The sequence below is a fragment of the Pseudomonas sp. Kh14 genome, from assembly GCF_900291005.1.
Classification (GTDB): Bacteria; Pseudomonadota; Gammaproteobacteria; order Pseudomonadales; family Pseudomonadaceae; genus Aquipseudomonas; species Aquipseudomonas alloputida.
In genome coordinates, this window is record NZ_OLKJ01000009.1 from 57,654 (window position 1) to 74,954 (window position 17,301).

The 17,301-nt window shown below is 62.8% G+C and carries 16 protein-coding genes; 11 read left to right on the forward strand and 5 right to left on the reverse strand.

Going from position 1 to position 17,301, the window contains the following annotated elements; all coding sequences use genetic code 11:
• The first annotated feature begins 83 nt into the window (after positions 1 to 83).
• On the forward strand, positions 84 to 311 hold the full coding sequence (locus tag FQ668_RS02685) for a hypothetical protein (protein ID WP_014755271.1): 228 nt from the start codon (positions 84 to 86) through the stop codon (positions 309 to 311).
• Between the two features lie 64 nt (positions 312 to 375).
• On the opposite strand, the gene FQ668_RS02690 is transcribed toward FQ668_RS02685, so the two are convergent.
• Complete coding sequence (locus FQ668_RS02690; protein WP_023389898.1) at positions 376 to 1,761, reverse strand: GntP family permease; 1,386 nt, start codon at positions 1,759 to 1,761, stop codon at positions 376 to 378.
• Between the two features lie 431 nt (positions 1,762 to 2,192).
• Here FQ668_RS02690 and FQ668_RS02700 point away from each other — a divergent pair, with 431 nt between their 5' ends.
• Complete coding sequence (locus tag FQ668_RS02700; protein ID WP_014589614.1) at positions 2,193 to 3,122, forward strand: malate dehydrogenase; 930 nt, start codon at positions 2,193 to 2,195, stop codon at positions 3,120 to 3,122.
• A 105-nt stretch (positions 3,123 to 3,227) separates the two neighbouring features.
• Here FQ668_RS02700 and FQ668_RS02705 read toward each other — a convergent pair whose 3' ends face one another.
• Both FQ668_RS02705 and FQ668_RS02710 read right to left on the reverse strand, forming a co-directional pair.
• Entirely contained in the window at positions 3,228 to 4,049 is an 822-nt protein-coding gene (locus FQ668_RS02705; protein ID WP_019437930.1) for an amino acid ABC transporter permease, read from the reverse strand.
• A complete protein-coding gene (locus tag FQ668_RS02710) occupies positions 4,046 to 4,867 on the reverse strand; it encodes an ABC transporter substrate-binding protein (RefSeq protein ID WP_003247511.1) in 822 nt (273 codons plus the stop codon). Before FQ668_RS02710 ends, FQ668_RS02705 begins: the two co-directional genes overlap by 4 nt.
• A gap of 118 nt (positions 4,868 to 4,985) precedes the next feature.
• On the opposite strand from FQ668_RS02710, the gene FQ668_RS02715 reads away from it, so the two are divergent.
• The 9 genes from FQ668_RS02715 to FQ668_RS02755 all read left to right on the forward strand — a co-directional run bounded on the left by FQ668_RS02715 (position 4,986) and on the right by FQ668_RS02755 (position 14,705).
• Positions 4,986 to 5,870 carry a homocysteine S-methyltransferase family protein gene (locus tag FQ668_RS02715; protein ID WP_014589616.1) on the forward strand — a complete coding sequence of 295 codons (885 nt, stop codon included), beginning with the start codon at positions 4,986 to 4,988 and terminating at the stop codon, positions 5,868 to 5,870.
• Positions 5,871 to 6,037: 167 nt separating this feature from the next.
• Complete coding sequence (locus FQ668_RS02720; protein ID WP_019437931.1) at positions 6,038 to 7,309, forward strand: cystathionine gamma-synthase family protein; 1,272 nt, start codon at positions 6,038 to 6,040, stop codon at positions 7,307 to 7,309.
• Positions 7,310 to 7,451: 142 nt separating this feature from the next.
• Positions 7,452 to 8,891 carry an amino acid permease gene (locus tag FQ668_RS02725; RefSeq protein ID WP_014589617.1) on the forward strand — a complete coding sequence of 480 codons (1,440 nt, stop codon included), beginning with the start codon at positions 7,452 to 7,454 and terminating at the stop codon, positions 8,889 to 8,891.
• A gap of 45 nt (positions 8,892 to 8,936) precedes the next feature.
• Positions 8,937 to 9,821, forward strand: coding sequence for a LysR substrate-binding domain-containing protein (locus FQ668_RS02730; protein ID WP_014589618.1), 885 nt, complete (start codon positions 8,937 to 8,939; stop codon positions 9,819 to 9,821).
• Between the two features lie 24 nt (positions 9,822 to 9,845).
• Positions 9,846 to 11,234, forward strand: coding sequence for a threonine synthase (locus FQ668_RS02735; protein ID WP_014859426.1), 1,389 nt, complete (start codon positions 9,846 to 9,848; stop codon positions 11,232 to 11,234).
• A complete protein-coding gene (locus tag FQ668_RS02740; RefSeq protein WP_014589620.1) occupies positions 11,231 to 11,668 on the forward strand; it encodes an Lrp/AsnC family transcriptional regulator in 438 nt (145 codons plus the stop codon). The genes FQ668_RS02735 and FQ668_RS02740 overlap by 4 nt, the downstream gene beginning before the upstream one ends.
• 198 nt (positions 11,669 to 11,866) lie before the next feature.
• Positions 11,867 to 12,910 (forward strand): homoserine dehydrogenase, encoded by a 1,044-nt coding sequence (locus FQ668_RS02745; protein WP_014589621.1) that lies wholly within the window; start codon positions 11,867 to 11,869, stop codon positions 12,908 to 12,910.
• Between the two features lie 12 nt (positions 12,911 to 12,922).
• Entirely contained in the window at positions 12,923 to 14,341 is a 1,419-nt protein-coding gene (locus FQ668_RS02750; protein WP_019437933.1) for an aldehyde dehydrogenase family protein, read from the forward strand.
• 16 nt (positions 14,342 to 14,357) lie between these two features.
• Entirely contained in the window at positions 14,358 to 14,705 is a 348-nt protein-coding gene (locus FQ668_RS02755; protein ID WP_026031895.1) for a RidA family protein, read from the forward strand.
• Positions 14,706 to 14,732: 27 nt separating this feature from the next.
• Here the strand turns inward: FQ668_RS02755 and FQ668_RS02760 are convergent, their stop codons facing one another.
• Together FQ668_RS02760 and glyA are read right to left on the reverse strand one after the other, a co-directional pair.
• A complete protein-coding gene (locus FQ668_RS02760; protein ID WP_019437934.1) occupies positions 14,733 to 15,686 on the reverse strand; it encodes an arsenic resistance protein in 954 nt (317 codons plus the stop codon).
• 248 nt (positions 15,687 to 15,934) lie between these two features.
• Entirely contained in the window at positions 15,935 to 17,188 is a 1,254-nt protein-coding gene (gene glyA / locus FQ668_RS02770) for a serine hydroxymethyltransferase (protein ID WP_014589625.1), read from the reverse strand.
• Positions 17,189 to 17,301 lie beyond the last annotated feature (113 nt).

Here is a 17,301-nt window from a genome sequence, read left to right on the forward strand (position 1 = left end):
TCTCCTCCGCCGTTCCGCAACGGCCCTCAGCTACTTCACTCTTAGCAACCCCCGCTTCGTCTCCACCCAATCGGAGGCCCTCCATGTCTGACCAAGAACGCCTCTCGACCATCCAAAGCTACGCCTGGACCCTGGAACTGCTAGGCGAGGCCCTCGTCCAGCACGACGAAATGCTCGAGTGCGAACACAACCCGCGGCTGAGCTTTCGCAACACGGCCGGTATCCATCAGGCGATCCGGATCATCAGCCGGTTGGCCAGCGAGCAGTGTGGGAAGGTAATGGAACGAAGCGAGCAGGATCTGCAGCGTTAGGCCAGTTCGTTGCTCGAGGGTGGGGCCAGATTGGGGCTGCTGCGCAGCCCCCGTTGACTCGAGTTCAACCTATGGTGATGGCCGCGTTCAGCAGCAACACCACGATCAAGCCAACCACCGCCACGATAGACTGCACCACCGAGATGGTCTTGGTGGCTTCGCCCATGGTCATGCCAAAGGATTCTTTCACCATCCAGAAGCCTGCATGGTTCGCATAGTTGAAGAACAGCGAACCGCAGCCGATGGACAAGGCCAGCAAAGGCAGGTTGAGGCTGGGGGCTGCACCTGCCAGCGGTGCCAGCAAGCCGGCAGCACCCACGATGCCGACGGTGGCAGAGCCGGTAGACACCGAGAGCAGCATCGCGATCAGCCACCCCAGAATCAGGGGAGGGAAGGCAGATTGCTGGGTCAGGTGCACAATGGCATCGCCAACCTTGGCGCTGGTCAGCATTTCCTGAAAGGCACCGCCACCGGCAATGATCATGATGATCGAGGCGATTGGCTTGAGGCTTTTGCCCAGCGCATCGCGCAGCTGTTCGGCGTCGCCGCCGCGGGCAAGCACCAGGCTGGCGCCGGCGAACAGCACGCCCAGCAGCATGGCGATCAGCGGGTTGCCCAGGAAACTGGCCATCTCCAGCAGCGCATTGCCTTTGGGCAGCAGCATCTCGGCAACGGCATGCACCAGCATCAGGATGGCCGGCAGCAATGCGGCCAGCATGCCGACCATTACCCCGGGGCGGGGTTGGCCATTGGCTTTTTCAGCCAGTGTGAACTGGTCCAGCAAGGCCTGATCGGGCCGCGTGCTCATGCGCGGTGAAATGAACATGCCGTACAGCGGGCCGCCCAGGATCATTGCCGGAATGGCGGCCAGGAAGCCATAGAGCATGGTGGGCCCAACCGAGGTCTTGAGCACGGCGATGGCGGTCAGGGGGCCTGGGTGCGGCGGTACCATGCCGTGCATGGCGGCAAGCGCCGAAATGACCGGCACACCTACATACACATACGCCGAGCCTTTGAAGCGCGCCTTGCTTTCCAGTTTGCGCGCCACGCTGAATATCAGCGGCAGCATGATCACCAGGCCGACTTCGAAAAACATGGGGATGCCAATGACGAAGGCAACCAGCATCATGGCCCAAGGGATCATGCGGTCGGAGGTGCGCTTGAGGATGACATCCGCGACCTGTTCCGTGACGCCAGCGTCAGCCAGGATCTTGCCGAGCATCGCACCCAGCGCAATCACCACCCCCACTGCGCCCAGTGTCTTGCCGGCGCCGGTGAGCAGGTGGGAGACGATGCTGCCTGGCGCCATATGCGTCGCGAAGCCCACACCAATGGACACCACCAGCAAGGCCAACAGCGGGTGCATTTTCAGGCGCGAAACGATGAGCGCCACCAGCACCAGAACACTGGCCAGTGCTGTCAGTAATAGCTGTATATCTAAGGGAGTCATTCAAGGAGTCTCGGTTGGGCTGGCGCTCGGCTGCACTCAGGGTTTGAAGGCGTGACGGGCGTTTCCACGGGGCATGCCAGGTGGCTGCCGTTGCGGCTGCTGCTGCGGTTTCGAGGAAGGGAACGCGGCTTTGCGCTAGCTGCCGCTTACAGGCGGCCGCCTGGCAACGGAAGATGGGCAGCAGGGAGGCGCGGCGCTGAGGCCGGCGGGTGGTGGTGTGGCGACGGGGCACTCGGGCAGCATGTTCATTGTTTGATTCACCTTGTTGTATGGTCATCTATATGAATCTGGCCAAAGTATTTGCGCTGCCGTGGAATACTGTCAAGTGAAGGTAGTCGCATCATCTTGGGTGGCCATTTGGCCCCGGCAGGCAATACTTCTCTCTATACGCAGGCGTGTTCCTGGTGGCGCGCGCCGCTGGGAGGTGTCTGGTGAACAAATTAACGATTGTGGGTGCCGGCCTGGTCGGCGAGGCGGCGGCGCAGATCATCGCCCGGGATGAGTTGTGCCGTGAGCTGGTGTTGATGGACGTGCAGGGTGAACTGGCGCAGGGCAAGGCGCTGGACGTTTGGCAGGCGGCTGTGGATTCAGGGTCCGATACCCATGTTCACGGCGGGGCCAAAGCCGAGATGCTGGAGGGGTCCGAGCTGGTGGTGATCACGGCGGGCGTGCCGCGCAAGCCCGGCCAGTCGCGCCAGGATGTATTGAGTACCAACCTGCCAATCCTCGACAGCATCATGGCGGATATCAAGCACCACGCGCCGACAGCGACGGTGCTGGTGGTGTCCAACCCGGTCGATGTGCTCACCTACCGCGCCTGGAGCGTCAGCGGGCAGGGGCGCGACAAGGTGTTCGGGCAGGCGGGGGTGCTGGATACCGCGCGCATGAAGTGCTTCATCGCCGAGCAAACCGGGTTTTCTGCACGGGATATCACGGCGCTGGTGCTGGGCGGGCATGGCGACAGCATGGTGCCGCTGATGCGCTACTGCCAGATCGGCTCGGTGCCGCTGTCGCACTTCCTGTCCAGCGAGCAGATCGAACAGATTGTCGAGCGCACCCGTAAGGGCGGCGGCGAGATTCTGGGGTTGAAGAAGACGGGGAGCGCCTGCGATGCACCGGGCGTGGCCATTGCGCAGATGGTCGATGCGATCGCCAACGGGCGGAACCGTATTTTGCCGGCGGTGGCGATTCTCGAGGGCGAGTATGGGCGAACGGATATCGCCATGGGTGTGCCCTGCGTACTGGCAGAGAAGGGGCTTGCGCGGGTGATCGAGTTGCCGCTGGATGCGCAGGAACAGGCGATGTTCGACCACTCTGCCGACCAGGTGGCGCGGGATATTGCCGAGATGAAAGCCTTGTGAGCGGCAAAGCAGCTTCAGTTGACGCGCTCGATGCAGGAGCGCCCTGGTGGCGCTCCTGCACGTCGTGCCTGCATAGATGATTCTGCAAGGGCCGTGTGGCAGCCCTCAGCGCTGATAAGCCTTGCCAAAATGCCGTTCCAGGCGCGCCTGCAGCAGTTCCAGCAGTATCGACAGCACCCAGTAGATCACTGCGGCGGTGGTCAGCATTTCCAGGTAGCGATAGCTCGAACGCCCATACGACTGCGCCAGAAACATCACCTCCCAAACCCCCATCACGGAAATCAGCGACGAGTCCTTGAGCATCGAGATGAACTGGTTGGCGGTGGGCGGAATGATCACCCGCATGGCCTGGGGCAGGATGATGTGGCAGAAGATCTGCGGCGTGCGCATGCCCAGCGCCAATGCTGCTTCACGTTGCCCACGGGCCACGCCGAGGATGCCGGCGCGGAAGATCTCGCTCAGGTAGGCCCCGTAGTTCAGCGACAAGGCAATGATGCCGGCGCTGATGGCGCCGGGTACCAGGCCCACCTGCGGCAGCCCCAGGTAGATCAGCAGAATCTGGATCAGCAGCGGTGTGCCACGGAAGAACGAGGTGTAGAAGCTGGCCACACCTACCAGCACCGCGCTGTTGGATAACCGTGCCAGCGCGGCGGCAAAGCCGAGCAGCACGGATACCACCATCGAGCACAGGCACAGGAACAGGGTCAGTGCGGCGCCTTGCAGAAAACCATTGGGCCCCAGCTTGAAACCGGCCAGGTTGGGAAACTTCTCCAGAATGATGGCGAACTTCAGGTCAAAGCTGAGGAAGAAGGCGACAAACAGCCCGAACAGCGCCAGCCAGGTCAGCAGTAACCGGGTGCGAAAGCCGAACAGGCCGGTGCCCGCAGGCTTTGCCACGGGCTTGGGGGAGGGGGGGAAGGTGCTCATTTGCTGATGTCGGCGCCAATCCATTTCTGCGACAGCTTGGCCAGGGTGCCATCAGCCTTCAGCTCGGCGAACACCTGGCGTACCTTGGCATCCCACTCGGGGTCGCCTTTTTCGATGGCCACCGCGTTGGGCTCTTCATACAGCGGCGCGCCGGCCAGCTTGAAGCGCTTGTCTTGCTGCAGGCGCGGCTGCGCGGTCACCAGGTTCGTAATAATGGCGTCCAGGCGCACGCCAGTGCCCAGGCCCAAGTCCTGGAAGGCGACGTTTTCAGTGTCGTAGGGCGCAGCCTGCACGAAGTCGAACGGGTAGTCGATCTTCTGGTCTTCCTTGCCTTCAATGACCAGGTTCTTGTTCAGGTAGCTTTCGTAGCTCGATGCACTGATCGAACCCACCTTGCGGCCTTCCAGGTCTTTGGCGCCATGGATGCGCTCATCCGAGGCATTGACCACGATCACGGCGGGCGATGCGTAGTACTCCACGGGGAAGTCGAACACTTCGGCGCGCGCCTTGCTCGGGGTCATCGAGCAAATGCAGATGTCGTAGCGCCCGCTCCAGCGGCCAGCGGCAATCACGTCCCAGGACGGTGTTTCCAGACGCAGTTTGACGCCGAGCTTGTCGGCCACTGCCTTGGCCACGTCCACGTCGTAACCGTCGAGCTGGTTATGGTCATTGAGGAAGGAAAACGGCGGGTAGCTTTCCATCAGCACGTTGACCATTTCCTTGCGCGATTCAACCCGCTCCAACGTGGCGCCAGCAAAGGCTTGGGTGGCAGTTGCGAGCAGTACAAGGCCCGCACCCAGCAGAGAAGAAAATCGCATGTACATACCTGATATGTTGGGCAAATGGGTGATAGGGTATTTAATAGTTATAACCCTAATCCCCATAATGAATTTTATTCATAAGAACCTTCAGAGAAGTTATATGGCAGAGCGAACGATGGTAATTCTGGACGGTGGCATGGGCCGAGAGCTGCAGCGCAGCGGTGCACCGTTTCGCCAGCCCGAGTGGTCGGCGCTGGCGCTGAGCGAGGCGCCGGAGGCGGTCGTGGGCGTGCATGCAGCCTTCATCGATGCGGGTGCGCAGGTCATCACCAGCAACAGCTATGCAGTAGTGCCGTTCCACATCGGTGAAGAACGCTTTGCCGCCGAAGGGCGACAGCTGGCCCATATCGCAGGCCAGCTTGCGCGGCACGCGGCAGATAGCGGCGCGCACCCGGTCAGGGTGGCAGGTTCGTTGCCGCCGCTGTTCGGGTCCTACCGCCCCGACCTGTTCCAGTCCGAGCGTGTGGCAGAGGTGCTGACCCCGCTGCTCCAGGGCCTGGCCCCGCATGTTGACCTGTGGCTGGCCGAAACCCAGAGTTCCGTGGCCGAAGTGCGGGCCATTCATAGCCATTTGCCGGCAGATGGCAGGCCGTTCTGGGTGTCCTTCACCCTGCAGGACGAGGACGTCGACGAGGTTCCGCGCCTGCGTTCCGGTGAACCGGTGGCCGAAGCCATCGAGGCCGCAGTCAGCCTGGGCGTGGCTGCGGTGTTGTTCAACTGCAGCCAGCCGGAGGTGATCGGCGCCGCCATTGATGTCGCGCGCTCGGTCATCGAGCGACACAACGCCGAGATTGCCATCGGTGCCTATGCCAACGCCTTCCCGCCGCAACCCAAAGAAGCCACTGCCAACGATGGCCTGGACGAACTGCGCGAAGACCTCGATCCGCCGGGTTACCTGGCATGGGCCAAGGACTGGCGTGCGCGGGGTGCCAGCATGGTCGGCGGTTGCTGTGGCATCGGCCCGGAGCACATCGCCGAGCTGAAGCGCAACCTGGCCTAAGCGCCCACGTGACCGGGCGGCTTTTGCAGCGCCCGGTCCGCAGCCATTAAAAAAAACGCCAGTCAGACCCGGATTCCATCGTTTTTCAGGCCCCCGCCATCTCCCTATAGTCCGCTGAAGGCCGATGCTGCATCGGTGTACACAACTCAGCTGGGCGGGAAGCGGATATGAACAACAACGAAAAATTCGAGGGCAATGCTGCGGCCGGTGTGGGGACGCGGGTCGTGTGGAGCGGGGAGCAGGTACAGCACCCGTACAACGCCACGCAGACCCCGATCGTGGTCAGCGCCGCTTATGGCTACAACGATATCGATGCCTGGTACGACGTGGCGCAGGGCAAGCAGCCTGGCTTCATCTACAGCCGCATGAGCAACCCCACGGTCGCCACGCTGGAAGCAAAACTGGCCGAGCTGGAGCAAGCCGAGTCGGCAGTCGCCTTCAGCAGCGGCATGGCGGCCATCAGTGCCGTGCTGCACACCTTCCTGTCCAACGGCAAACGCGTGGTGTCGACCCGCGACAGCTATGGCGGCACCAACAAGATCTTCGAAGAGTTCCTGCCGCGCATGGGGGTGCAAGTGTGCCTGTGCGATACCTTGGACACTGAAGCGCTGGAGCGCGAGATTGCCGCCGGTTGCGACCTGCTGTACCTGGAAACCCCCACCAACCCGACGCTGAAGGTGCTGGACATTCGTCGGCTGAGCGCCGCTGCGCACAAGGTGGGGGCGCTGGTGGTGGCCGACAACACCTTTGCCACGCCACTGAACCAGAACCCGCTGGCGCTGGGCGTTGATGTAGTGGTGCACAGCGCAACCAAGTTTCTGTCCGGGCATGGTGACGTGCTGGGTGGGGTGGTGTGCGGTGCGGAGGCGTTGATGGCCCAGGTGCGGCACTACCGGGAAATCAACGGTGCGGCGCTGGACCCGTTCTCGGCCTACCTGATCATCCGCGGTATCAAGACCCTGGCAGTGCGCCTGCGCCAGCAGCAAGCCAGTGCCATGGCGTTGGCCCTTTACCTGAGCACCGAGCCGCTGGTTGAAGCGGTGAACTACCCAGGTTTGCCGGCGCATGCCGGGCATGCCATTGCCAAGGCGCAAATGCGCGGGTTTGGCGCCATTGTCAGCTTCGTGCTGAAGGGCGGCATGCCGACCGTGGCCCGTTTGCTGCCGCGGCTGAAGTATGCCCATCGGGCCGGTAACCTCGGCGCGGTAGAGACCATCTATGGCCCGGCGCGCACCACCAGCCATGTCGAGAACACTTTGGAAGAGCGCCTGGCGCTGGGCATTTCCGAAGGGCTGGTGCGCATTTCAGTGGGCATCGAGGAAACCGATGACCTGCTGGCGGACCTGGCACAGGCCTGTGCATCGGTGCGTGAGGAACTGGCCGTCGCAAAGGAATTGCACGCTGACGCAGACGCCTGCCAGAGCCCGGTGCAGGCCTGAGGCTGGCGCGTAGCACCCACCCGTGTGGTGGGTGCCACTTCATGAAGTCGAACAAAAACAATATGCAAGGCAACTCGATTCGCTCTGCCAAGACGAGGTCGTTGCTACGTCCTTGCCCGCCAACTTTCATGAGTAACCCACAATGTCCGTGCAGACAACCACAACTAGAAATGCCTCGGCGCATACCTTCAAGCAGGATATGCAAACCCGCCACATCGTCATGCTGGCACTGGGCGGTGTGATAGGCACCGGCCTGTTTCTCACGTCGGGCTACACCGTTAACCAGGCCGGCCCGTTGGGCGCGGTCATCGCCTACATACTCGGCGCAATCATGGTGTACCTGGTCATGATGTGCCTGGGTGAGCTGGCGGTACACATGCCGGAAGTCGGCTCGTTCAGCAGTTACGCCACGCGTTACCTCGGCCCGGGCACCGGTTACATGGTGGCCTGGATGTACTGGCTGACCTGGACGGTGGCCATCGGCTCCGAATTCACCGCCGCGGGCATCCTGATGGTGCGCTGGTTCCCCGACACGCCGGTATGGATGTGGAGTGCGCTGTTCGGCGCCGCGGTGTTCATCAGCAATATCATTTCGGTGCGATCGTTCGCCGAAACCGAATTCTGGTTGTCACTGGTCAAGGTGTTGGCCGTCATCGCCTTTCTGGTGGTGGGCGGCGGGGCCATTCTGGGTGGCTTCGAGATCCAGCAGGCGCACAGTGCAGGGCTGGGCAATTTCACCCGTGAAGGGTTGTTCCCCACCGGTTTCTGGTCAATTGCCATGACCCTGCTGGCAGTGGCCTTCGCGTTCTCGGGTACCGAGCTGATCGGCATCGCTGCCGGCGAAACCAAAGACCCGGAAAAGAACGTGCCCAAGGCCATTCGCACCACGGTGCTGCGCCTGGCGCTGTTCTTCATCGGCACCATCTTTGTGCTGGCCACCTTGCTGCCGCGTGAACAGGCCGGGGTTATTGAAAGCCCGTTCGTGATGGTCTTTGCGATGATTGGTATCCCGTATGCGGCCGATATCATGAACTTCGTCATCATCACCGCGCTGCTGTCTGCTGCCAACTCCGGCCTCTACGCCGCTTCGCGCATGCTCTGGACCCTCAGCGACCAAGGCAACATGCCCCGCCGTTACGCCACGCTGTCGCGCCGCGGCACACCCTTCAATGCGATTGTGCTGAGCATGGCTGGCGGCATGGCTTCGCTGTTGAGCAGTGTGTTTGCCCCCGACACCATCTACCTGGCGCTGGTGTCGATTTCAGGGTTGGCCGTGGTGGTGGTGTGGATCAGCATCGCGGCCAGCCAAATCGCATTCCGCCGTCATTACATCGCCAGCGGCGGCAAGCTCGAGGACCTCAAGTTCCGGGTGCGTGGCTACCCGTTCGTACCACTGGGGGCCATATTCTGCTGCGTACTGGCCTGCGTCGGCATTGCCTTCGACCCTGCTCAGCGTGTTGCCCTGTACTTCGGCTTGCCCTTCATTGCCTGGTGCTACCTGGCCTATTGGCTGACGTGCAAGTACCGCAGCCGCCGTACGGGCCCGGTGGAAATTGTCGCCCCAGGTTCCGAGGCCGCCTGAGCAGGTGATACTAGGCCACCGGAACCTAGCCACGAGAAGCCGCCGATGACCCAGAAAACTTTGCCCCCCCTGAACTGGCTGAGAGCCTTCGAAGTGTCGGCGCGTTACTTGAACTTCACCCATGCGGCAGAAGAGCTGCACCTTACCCAAGGGGCGGTGAGCCAACAGATTCGTCACCTGGAAAGCCAATTGGGTGTGGCGCTGTTCAAGCGCCTGCCGCGCGGGCTGGGGCTGACCGAAGAAGGGCAGTCCTACCTGCCGGTGGTGCAGGACGCCATCAGCCGCCTTGCGGTAGGCACCAATGAAATCTTCGGGCAACGCCAGCGTCGGCCCCTGAAGGTACGGGGCAGCCTGTCGTTTTTGCACTTCTGGCTGGCCCCCCGGCTGGCCGACTTTCGGCGTTCGCACCCGCAGGTGGACATCCGCTACATCAGCAACCTGTGGGTCAAGGAGCTGGATGCCGAAGATGATCTGGAAATCCGCTGGGGCAGCGGGCAGTGGGCCGGGGTGGAGGCGCAGCGCCTGACCCGCGACGTGCTGGTGCCGGTGTGCGCCCCCGCGCTGCTGGCCAGCTGCCCGCTGCGCGACCCGCGCGACCTGGCCCGTGTGCCGTTGCTGCATGTGCTGGGTTACGAGGAGGGGTGGGGCTACTGGCTGGAGCGGGTCGGCGCCGATCAGGTTGACTCTTCCAGTGGCCTGCAGTTCGACACGCTGGTGTCGACCCTGCGCATGGCGGAGCTGGGGCTGGGCGTGGCGCTGGCACGCTCGTCGCTGGTAGAGGACCTGCTGCAGGAGGGGCGGCTGGTCGCTCCTTTTGCCCAGCGTATCGAGGCAAGCGAGTCGTTTTTCCTGGTACGCGGCCTGGGTGAAGCGTTGTCCCCCGATGCCCAGGCGTTCAGCCATTGGCTGGTGGCCATGGCGCATCGTTAATTTACGTAGCTATCTGGAGCACCGATGCAGTACACATCCACGCGCGGCAACGAGACACGGGTCGATTTCCGCACGGCATTGCTTTCTGGCCTGGCCGATGATGGTGGGCTTTATGTGCCCACCTCGGTGCCGGTGTTCAGCCCACAGGAAATTGCCAGCTGGTCGTGGTTGCCCTTCGACGAACTGGCCTGGCGGGTAATGGCACCGTTTGTCGGCGATACCCTCGACGAGCCTACCCTCAGGGCGCTGGTCAGCGACAGCTATCGCGGGTTCCGCCACCGCGGTATTGCGCCGTTGCAGCAGCTTGGTCATAACGAATGGATCCTGCAGCTTTTCCATGGGCCTACCCGGTCCTCCAAGGACTTTGCCGCGCAGTTGCAGGCGCGCTTTGTCCGGCACTTTCTGGGGGCGGAGTGCGAGCGGGTCATGCTGGTCGGTGCCAGCAACGGCGATACTGCAGTAGCGGCTATCGAAGCGTTGCGGCATTGCCCTGCAGCAGGCTTGCTGGCGCTATACCCCAGCGCAGGCACGCCCGCCGACCGCGCGGCAGTGATGCGCAGCGCCGCGTCTGACAGCGTGAGCTGCGTGGCCGTGGATGGCAGCTTTGACGACTGCCAGTCGCTGGTGTCGGCGCTGCTGCGTGACTGGCCATGCCCCGGGCTGATTCCGGTCAGCTTCAACTCCACCAACTGGGTCGGTGTGCTGGCGCAGATCGTGTTCTATTTCCATGCGGCGCTGCAGTTGGGTGGCGGGATACGCCCGGTCGGGTTCAGCATCCCCACGGCCAGTTTTGCCGAGATCTACGCGGGGTTCATTGCCCAGAAAATGGGCCTGCCGATCAACCAGATCATCGTCTCCACCAACCGCAACGATGCCTTGCACCGGTTCATCCACTGCAACCGGTACAGCCGTGGCTCAACCAGCCAGACCTTGTCACCGGTCATGGACTTTTCGCTGTTCTCCAACCTGGAGCGCTTCGTCTGGGAACTGTATGACCGCGATGGTGGGGCGACCCGGGCACTGATGGAGCACTTCGAGGCGTGCGGCGAGCTGAGCATCGGCAACCGCCAGTGGTTGCATGCGCGCATGCTGTTCGACTCCTATGCCGTGGACGACGTGCTGATTCGCGAAGAAATTGTCACGCTGTTCCATGAAACGGGCAGCGCAGTAGACCCCCATGCCGCGACAGGGGTATTCGCCGGGCGCCTGCACCGGCGCAACATCGGTGCGCCCATCGTCACGCTGGGGCAGTTTGCCCCCGAAAAGTCTGCCGGGCTGCTGGCGGAGCTGGGGGCCTGGCACGGTGAGGTGCCCGCCGGCGCGGTCGGCACAGCGGGCGATGGGCCGCTGTTGGCACCTGACGACCTGGCCGGTGTTCATGCCTTGTTGGCCCGGTTGCAGGCTGGGCGATGAAGCGCATCCTCGACCCCCTGGACGAGCGCATTCTCGCCGAGCTCACCGCCAATGCGCGTATTGCCCACGCCGAGTTGGGGTTGAAGGTGAACCTGTCGCGCAATGCGGTACGCCAGCGCATCGAGCGCCTGGAGCGCGACGGCGCCATTCAGGGTTATACCCTGCGCATCGGTGAGGGCAGACGGCCGGCGTCGTTGATCAACGCGGTGATCTTCGTCTACCGCTATGACCGCATGCGCGGTGACGCGGTACTCGATGCGCTGCGCCAGATCCCCGAGGTGATCCAGTGTGAAGTGCTCAGCGGCGAGTTCGACCTGATGTTGCGCGTCGAGGCCTCCAGCCCGGAGCGGGTGCACCATGTGTGGAAGGAAATCGCTGCCATGCCCGGGGTGGAGAACACGGTGACTTCGTTCGTCCTGGCCGCGGTGGTCTGAACCGCGTCTTTGCATTGGCTAGCACAACGCCGCCTGGGTTCGCGCCCTGGCGGCGTTGTGCGTTTTGCCCTGGCGCAGGTGCGCGCTTTGCACTGGCCAGATTGGCCAATAAATACAGCGGATTGCCATATTCAACTGGCAGTGCACGGCTCTTACGCTAGTCCTCATCGACCCACTGCCTGGACAGGACAGCAAACCATGACCGAATACAAAATTGCACTCGTTGGCTTTGGTGGCGTTAACCGCGCTCTTGCCCAACTGATCGCCGAACGCAATGCGCGCTGGCAGCAAGAGTTGGGCTTTGGCCTGAAAATCGTTGGTGTCACCGACTTGTTCCTGGGGTCGGTGATCGACCGCGACGGCCTGGATGCCGCCATGCTGGCCGCGCTGCCGGCCCAGAAGGGCGCGCTGGCGCAAATCCCTCAAGGTTCGGCCGAGGCGTTCAATGAGGCGGTGATCAAGCAATCAGGCGCCGACATCATCGCCGAGGCCACATTCACCAACCCCAAGGACGGTGAGCCGGCGGCAACCTTCTGCCGCTGGGCGCTGGAGGCGGGCAAGCACGTGGTCACCACCAACAAGGGGCCGATTGCCTTGCATGCCCAGGCGCTCAAGGCCTTGGCCAAGGCCAACGATGTGTCGTTCGAATACGAAGGCGCCGTGATGAGCGGCACACCGGTGCTGCGCATGGCGCGCCAAACCCTGGCGGGCGCGGGCCTGGTAGGTTTCGAGGGCATTCTCAACGGTACCTCTAACTATGTGCTCACGCGCATGGAGGAAGGGCTGGGCTTCAACGAGGCGGTGGCCCAGGCACAAGCGCTTGGCTTTGCCGAGGCTGACCCGACCGCCGATGTGGAAGGCCATGACGTACGCCTGAAGGTGGTGATCCTCGCCAATGAGTTGCTCGGCGCCTGTCTGCAGGTGGGTGATGTGGCCTGCAGCGGTATCAGTGCCATCGACAGCGCGGCTATCGAGCGGGCACAGGCGGCGGGCGAGCGTTGGAAGCTGATCGGCAGTGCCCGCCGTGAAGCCGATGGCTCGGTGCGAGCCAGCGTCGAAGCGAAGCTGCTGCCTGGCCATCACCCCTTGGCAGGTATTTCAGGCGCCACCAATGCGCTGGCGTTCGACACCGAGTTGCTGGGGGCTGTAACCGTGTCCGGCCCGGGGGCGGGGCGCATCGAAACGGCTTTTGCCTTGCTGTCGGACATTGTCGCCATTCACGCGGCCGGCCATTCGGCCTGAGGAGCAACGTTCATGAGCCTGACTTCCGTATCCCGGGCGCTTGTTCAGCAACCCGCCTTGATCGATGTGTACAACCCCTTCGATGGCAGCCTGGTTGGCAGCGTCGACAACCTCGGCGCAGAAGCGGTGCCTGCCTTGCTCGCCCGTGCCCGTCAGGGTGTGCGTGAAAGCGCGGCGCTGCCCCGGCACCGCCGGGCGCACATTCTTGAACACGCCGCTCAACTCATTGAACGGGATGCGGCAGACTTTGCCGGCCTGATCGTCGATGAAGCGGGCAAGACCCTGCGCCAGGCCGAGAAAGAGGTCAAACGCTGCATCAACACGCTCAAGCTGTCTGCCGAAGAGGCACGGCGCAACGCCGGTGAGGTGGTGCCTTTCGATGCCTATGAAGGCTCCGAATCGCGTCAGGGCTGGTTCACCCGCGAGCCGTTGGGGTTGATCCTGGCCATTACCCCGTACAACGACCCGCTCAACCTGGTGGCGCACAAGCTGGGGCCAGCACTTGCAGGGGGCAATGCGGTCATTCTGAAACCCTCGGAACTGGCCCCTCTTTCTGCCCTGAAACTGGTGCAGTATCTGGTGGATGCAGGGTTGCCGGAGGCCGTTGTCACTGTAGCCACAGGGGGCGCCGAACTGGGCAAGGCGCTGGTGGCTGTGCGTGAGGTGCGGATGGTTTCCTTTACGGGTGGTTTCGCGACGGGCGAAAAGATTGCGCACGGGGCTGGTTTGAAAAAGCTTGCCATGGACCTTGGCGGCAATGCCCCGGTGCTGGTGCTCAAGGACTGCGACCTTGAGGCCACGGTCGAGTCGTGTGTGTCGGGCGCGTTCTGGGCGGCCGGGCAGAACTGCATCGGCACCCAGCGCATTCTCGTAGATGCCTCGATCTATGAGGCGTTCCGCGAACGCTTCGTGGCATTGACCCAGGCGATGGTCTGGGGCGATCCGGGCCGGCGCGAAACGGATATGGGGCCGATGATCACCGAAGCGGCTGCCCGACAGATCGAAGAACGCGTCAACCAGGCGCTTGAGGGCGGTGCCCGCCTGCTCTGCGGCCACCAGCGTCAGGGGGCGATCTATGCGCCGACAGTGCTCGAAAGCGTGGACCACGTCAGCCGGCTGTGGCTTGAGGAGGTTTTTGCACCGGTGGTGATGCTGGCGCCCTTCGAGACTGTCGAGCAGGCGATAGCGCTGGCCAATGCCCCGGAGTACAGCTTGCATGCCGGTGTGTTCACCCGCGACCTGTCGCTGGCGTTGAGCCTGGCCCGGCGTATCGAGGCCGGCGGTGTAATGATCAACGACTCTTCCGACTACCGCTTCGATGCCATGCCATTTGGTGGGGCCAAGTATGGGAGTCTTGGGCGTGAGGGAGTGCGGTTCGCCTACGAGGACATGACCCAACCCAAAGTCGTCTGCTTCAACCAGATGGGTTGAGGGGGAGGGTACCTCGATGATCACTCGCTACGGATCAAGCGCGCGGATGTCACTGGCGGTCAGTTACAGGGGCCTGTTTGAAACGGCAGGCATCGTGGCCGACGACCTGCAACAGGATGTGCAGGGGCAGTTACGTCAGGCGCTGAGCGTGATCGACGGCCTGATGGGGCAGGCCAACGTCGGCAAGGCGCAGCTGACGCGGGTTCAGATGTGGCTGGCCGACTACCGCCACTTCGACCTGGTCAACGAAGTGTACGACGCCTGGTTGCAAGGCTGTGCAAAACCGGTGCGGGCCTGCGTGGGCGCCGACCTGGGGGCTGGCTACCTGGTAGAGGTGCAGGTGTTTGCTGTGTGCCCCGAATAGTTTTTTTTCTATGACGAGTGCCACGGGTCAGTGCACAAACCGTGGTACCGCCCGTACATAGATCAGTTCGCTCACCAGCTCTACCAGGGTTTGCGTGATCACGGCTGCCGCCGCCAACCCGCGCATCTCTTCTGGCAACGCCAGCGCCAGCGGCAGCACCACCAGCGAGTTGCGCGTGGCTGCACTGAACGTCACCGAGCGTGCCTCGCTGGCCGGCAGGCGCAGCAGGCGCGCACAGATGAAGCCGAGCACCGGGGCCAGCAGCATGAAGCCGATGTATACCGGAACCACCGGCAGCAGACGGTCGAAATCACGCAGTACCACGACAATCTGCGAAGCGATCACCACCATCAGCACCAAGGCCATGGCCGGCACCGGCAACCACGCCCAGGCGTCGTTCCAGGTCGCGACTGCGCGCGAGCGCCGGGCACCGGCGCTGGTGAGTACCGCGAGGGCCATCGGCACCACGATCAACAGCACGAAAGCTTCCACGAACGGTGTGATGGAGATTGCCACCTGGCTGCCACCACCCAGCATCAGGGCCAGGTACACCGGCAGCAGCACCAGTTGCGCCAGCAATAACACGGGGGTTGCGGCCAGGGTCAGGCGTGAGTCGCCTTTGCCAATGTGGGTGAACACCACCACGTAGTCGATGCAGGGCGTGAGCAACACCAGCAAGGCCCCGACGAGGATCGCCGGGTGTTCCACCAGCCCACGGGTGATGGCCCAGACAAGCAGCGGAACGAGAATGAAATTGGCCAGTAGCAGGGCCGTGATGAAGCGGCGGTTACCCAGGCCCTGGCGCAGGTCGAGGAAGGGTATTTGCAGGAACATCGCGTACATCAGCACGGCGATGGCGGGGGTGATCAGGGCTTCAAGCTGGCGCGCAGTGTCGCTGGCCAGCAGGCCGAAGACGATAGCGGCCAGTACGGCGGCGAAGTAGATGGGGATCTGCCGGGTTTCGAGTTGCTCTCTGGTCAAGGTGTGGCCTGTGGTTGGTGGTGTCAAACAGGGTAATACGTGATGGCACGTGGCTGCTCGAAATCATTCCCTGTGGGAGCGGGCGTGCCCGCGAACACCGGCGCAGCCGGTGCCATCCACCGCGTAGCCTTCTTCGCGGGCACGCCCGCTCCCACAGGATGTGTATCAGGCCTGCGAACGTGTTTCATGGTCCGTTCACGAAAAAGCCCGGCACTGGGCCGGGCTTTTTCACTTCAGGCAAGCACCAATCAGTTGCCGTAAACCGGCAGCTTCTTGCAGATGGCCTTGACCTTCTCACGCACGGCGTCGATCACCGCTTCGTTGTTCAGGTCGGCCAGGATGTCGCAGATCCAGCTTGCCAGTTCCTTGCACTCGGCTTCCTTGAAACCACGGGTGGTAACGGCTGGGGTGCCGAAACGCAGGCCCGAAGTGACGAACGGCGAACGCGGGTCGTTCGGTACCGAGTTCTTGTTGACGGTGATGAAGGCTTTGCCCAGGGCGGCGTCAGCATCCTTACCGGAGATTTCCTGCTTGATCAGCGACAGCAGGAACAGGTGGTTCTGGGTGCCACCGGAAACCACGTCGAAACCGCGCTCGATGAACACGCTGGCCATGGCCTGGGCGTTCTTCACGACTTGCTGCTGGTAAGCCTTGAACTCTGGCTGCAGGGCTTCCTTGAAGCAGATGGCCTTGGCCGCGATGACGTGCTCCAGCGGGCCGCCCTGGGCGCCCGGGAAGACGGCGGAGTTCAGCTTCTTCTCGATGTCGGCGTTGGCACGGGCCAGGATCAGGCCGCCGCGCGGGCCGCGCAGGGTCTTGTGGGTGGTGGTGGTGACCACGTCGGCGAACGGAACAGGGTTCGGGTACACGCCAGCGGCAACCAGGCCGGCAACGTGGGCCATGTCGACGAACAGGTAGGCACCGACCTTGTCGGCGATGGCGCGGAAGCGGGCGAAGTCCAGAACCTGCGAGTAGGCCGAGAAGCCGGCAACGATCATCTTGGGCTTGTGCTCGACAGCCAGGCGCTCGACTTCGTCGTAGTCGATCAGGCCATTGCCGTCGATGCCGTACTGGATGGCGTTGTACAGCTTGCCCGAGGAGCTTACCGAAGCACCGTGGGTCAGGTGGCCACCGTGGGCCAGGCTCATGCCCAGGATGGTGTCACCGGCAGACAGCAGGGCCAGGTAGACGGCAGCGTTGGCCTGGGAGCCAGCGTGCGGCTGTACGTTGGCGTAGTCGGCGCCGAACAGCTCCTTGGCACGGTCGATGGCCAGTTGCTCGACGACGTCGACGTACTCGCAACCGCCGTAGTAGCGCTTGCCTGGGTAGCCTTCGGCGTACTTGTTGGTCAGGACCGAGCCCTGGGCTTCCATGACTGCCGGGCTGGTGTAGTTTTCCGAAGCGATCAGCTCGATATGCTCTTCCTGGCGCAGAGCTTCTTGCTGCATGGCTTCGAAGAGCTCGGCGTCGTACTTGGCAATGGTCAAATCACGGCTGAACATGGCGGTCCTCAAGGATCGGGGTAATTTGGGTGTGCATTCTAACCGATTGATTCGCGGCTGGCATATGAAGTGGCGTCAAGTCGCAGACCAATGGGCTTCATCTTGCATCCCGC

Bases quoted from the DNA above. Each gene is read 5' to 3' on its own strand.
- glyA (WP_014589625.1), bottom strand. From the start codon at position 17,188: ATGTTCAGCCGTGATTTGACCATTGCCAAGTACGACGCCGAGCTCTTC.
- FQ668_RS02715 (WP_014589616.1), top strand. From the start codon at position 4,986: ATGGTAATTCTGGACGGTGGCATGGGCCGAGAGCTGCAGCGCAGCGGT.
- FQ668_RS02740 (WP_014589620.1), top strand. From the start codon at position 11,231: ATGAAGCGCATCCTCGACCCCCTGGACGAGCGCATTCTCGCCGAGCTC.
- FQ668_RS02750 (WP_019437933.1), top strand. From the start codon at position 12,923: ATGAGCCTGACTTCCGTATCCCGGGCGCTTGTTCAGCAACCCGCCTTG.
- FQ668_RS02755 (WP_026031895.1), top strand. From the start codon at position 14,358: ATGATCACTCGCTACGGATCAAGCGCGCGGATGTCACTGGCGGTCAGT.
- FQ668_RS02745 (WP_014589621.1), top strand. From the start codon at position 11,867: ATGACCGAATACAAAATTGCACTCGTTGGCTTTGGTGGCGTTAACCGC.
- FQ668_RS02690 (WP_023389898.1), bottom strand. From the start codon at position 1,761: ATGACTCCCTTAGATATACAGCTATTACTGACAGCACTGGCCAGTGTT.
- FQ668_RS02705 (WP_019437930.1), bottom strand. From the start codon at position 4,049: ATGAGCACCTTCCCCCCCTCCCCCAAGCCCGTGGCAAAGCCTGCGGGC.
- FQ668_RS02730 (WP_014589618.1), top strand. From the start codon at position 8,937: ATGACCCAGAAAACTTTGCCCCCCCTGAACTGGCTGAGAGCCTTCGAA.
- FQ668_RS02720 (WP_019437931.1), top strand. From the start codon at position 6,038: ATGAACAACAACGAAAAATTCGAGGGCAATGCTGCGGCCGGTGTGGGG.
- FQ668_RS02725 (WP_014589617.1), top strand. From the start codon at position 7,452: ATGTCCGTGCAGACAACCACAACTAGAAATGCCTCGGCGCATACCTTC.
- FQ668_RS02735 (WP_014859426.1), top strand. From the start codon at position 9,846: ATGCAGTACACATCCACGCGCGGCAACGAGACACGGGTCGATTTCCGC.
- FQ668_RS02710 (WP_003247511.1), bottom strand. From the start codon at position 4,867: ATGCGATTTTCTTCTCTGCTGGGTGCGGGCCTTGTACTGCTCGCAACT.
- FQ668_RS02685 (WP_014755271.1), top strand. From the start codon at position 84: ATGTCTGACCAAGAACGCCTCTCGACCATCCAAAGCTACGCCTGGACC.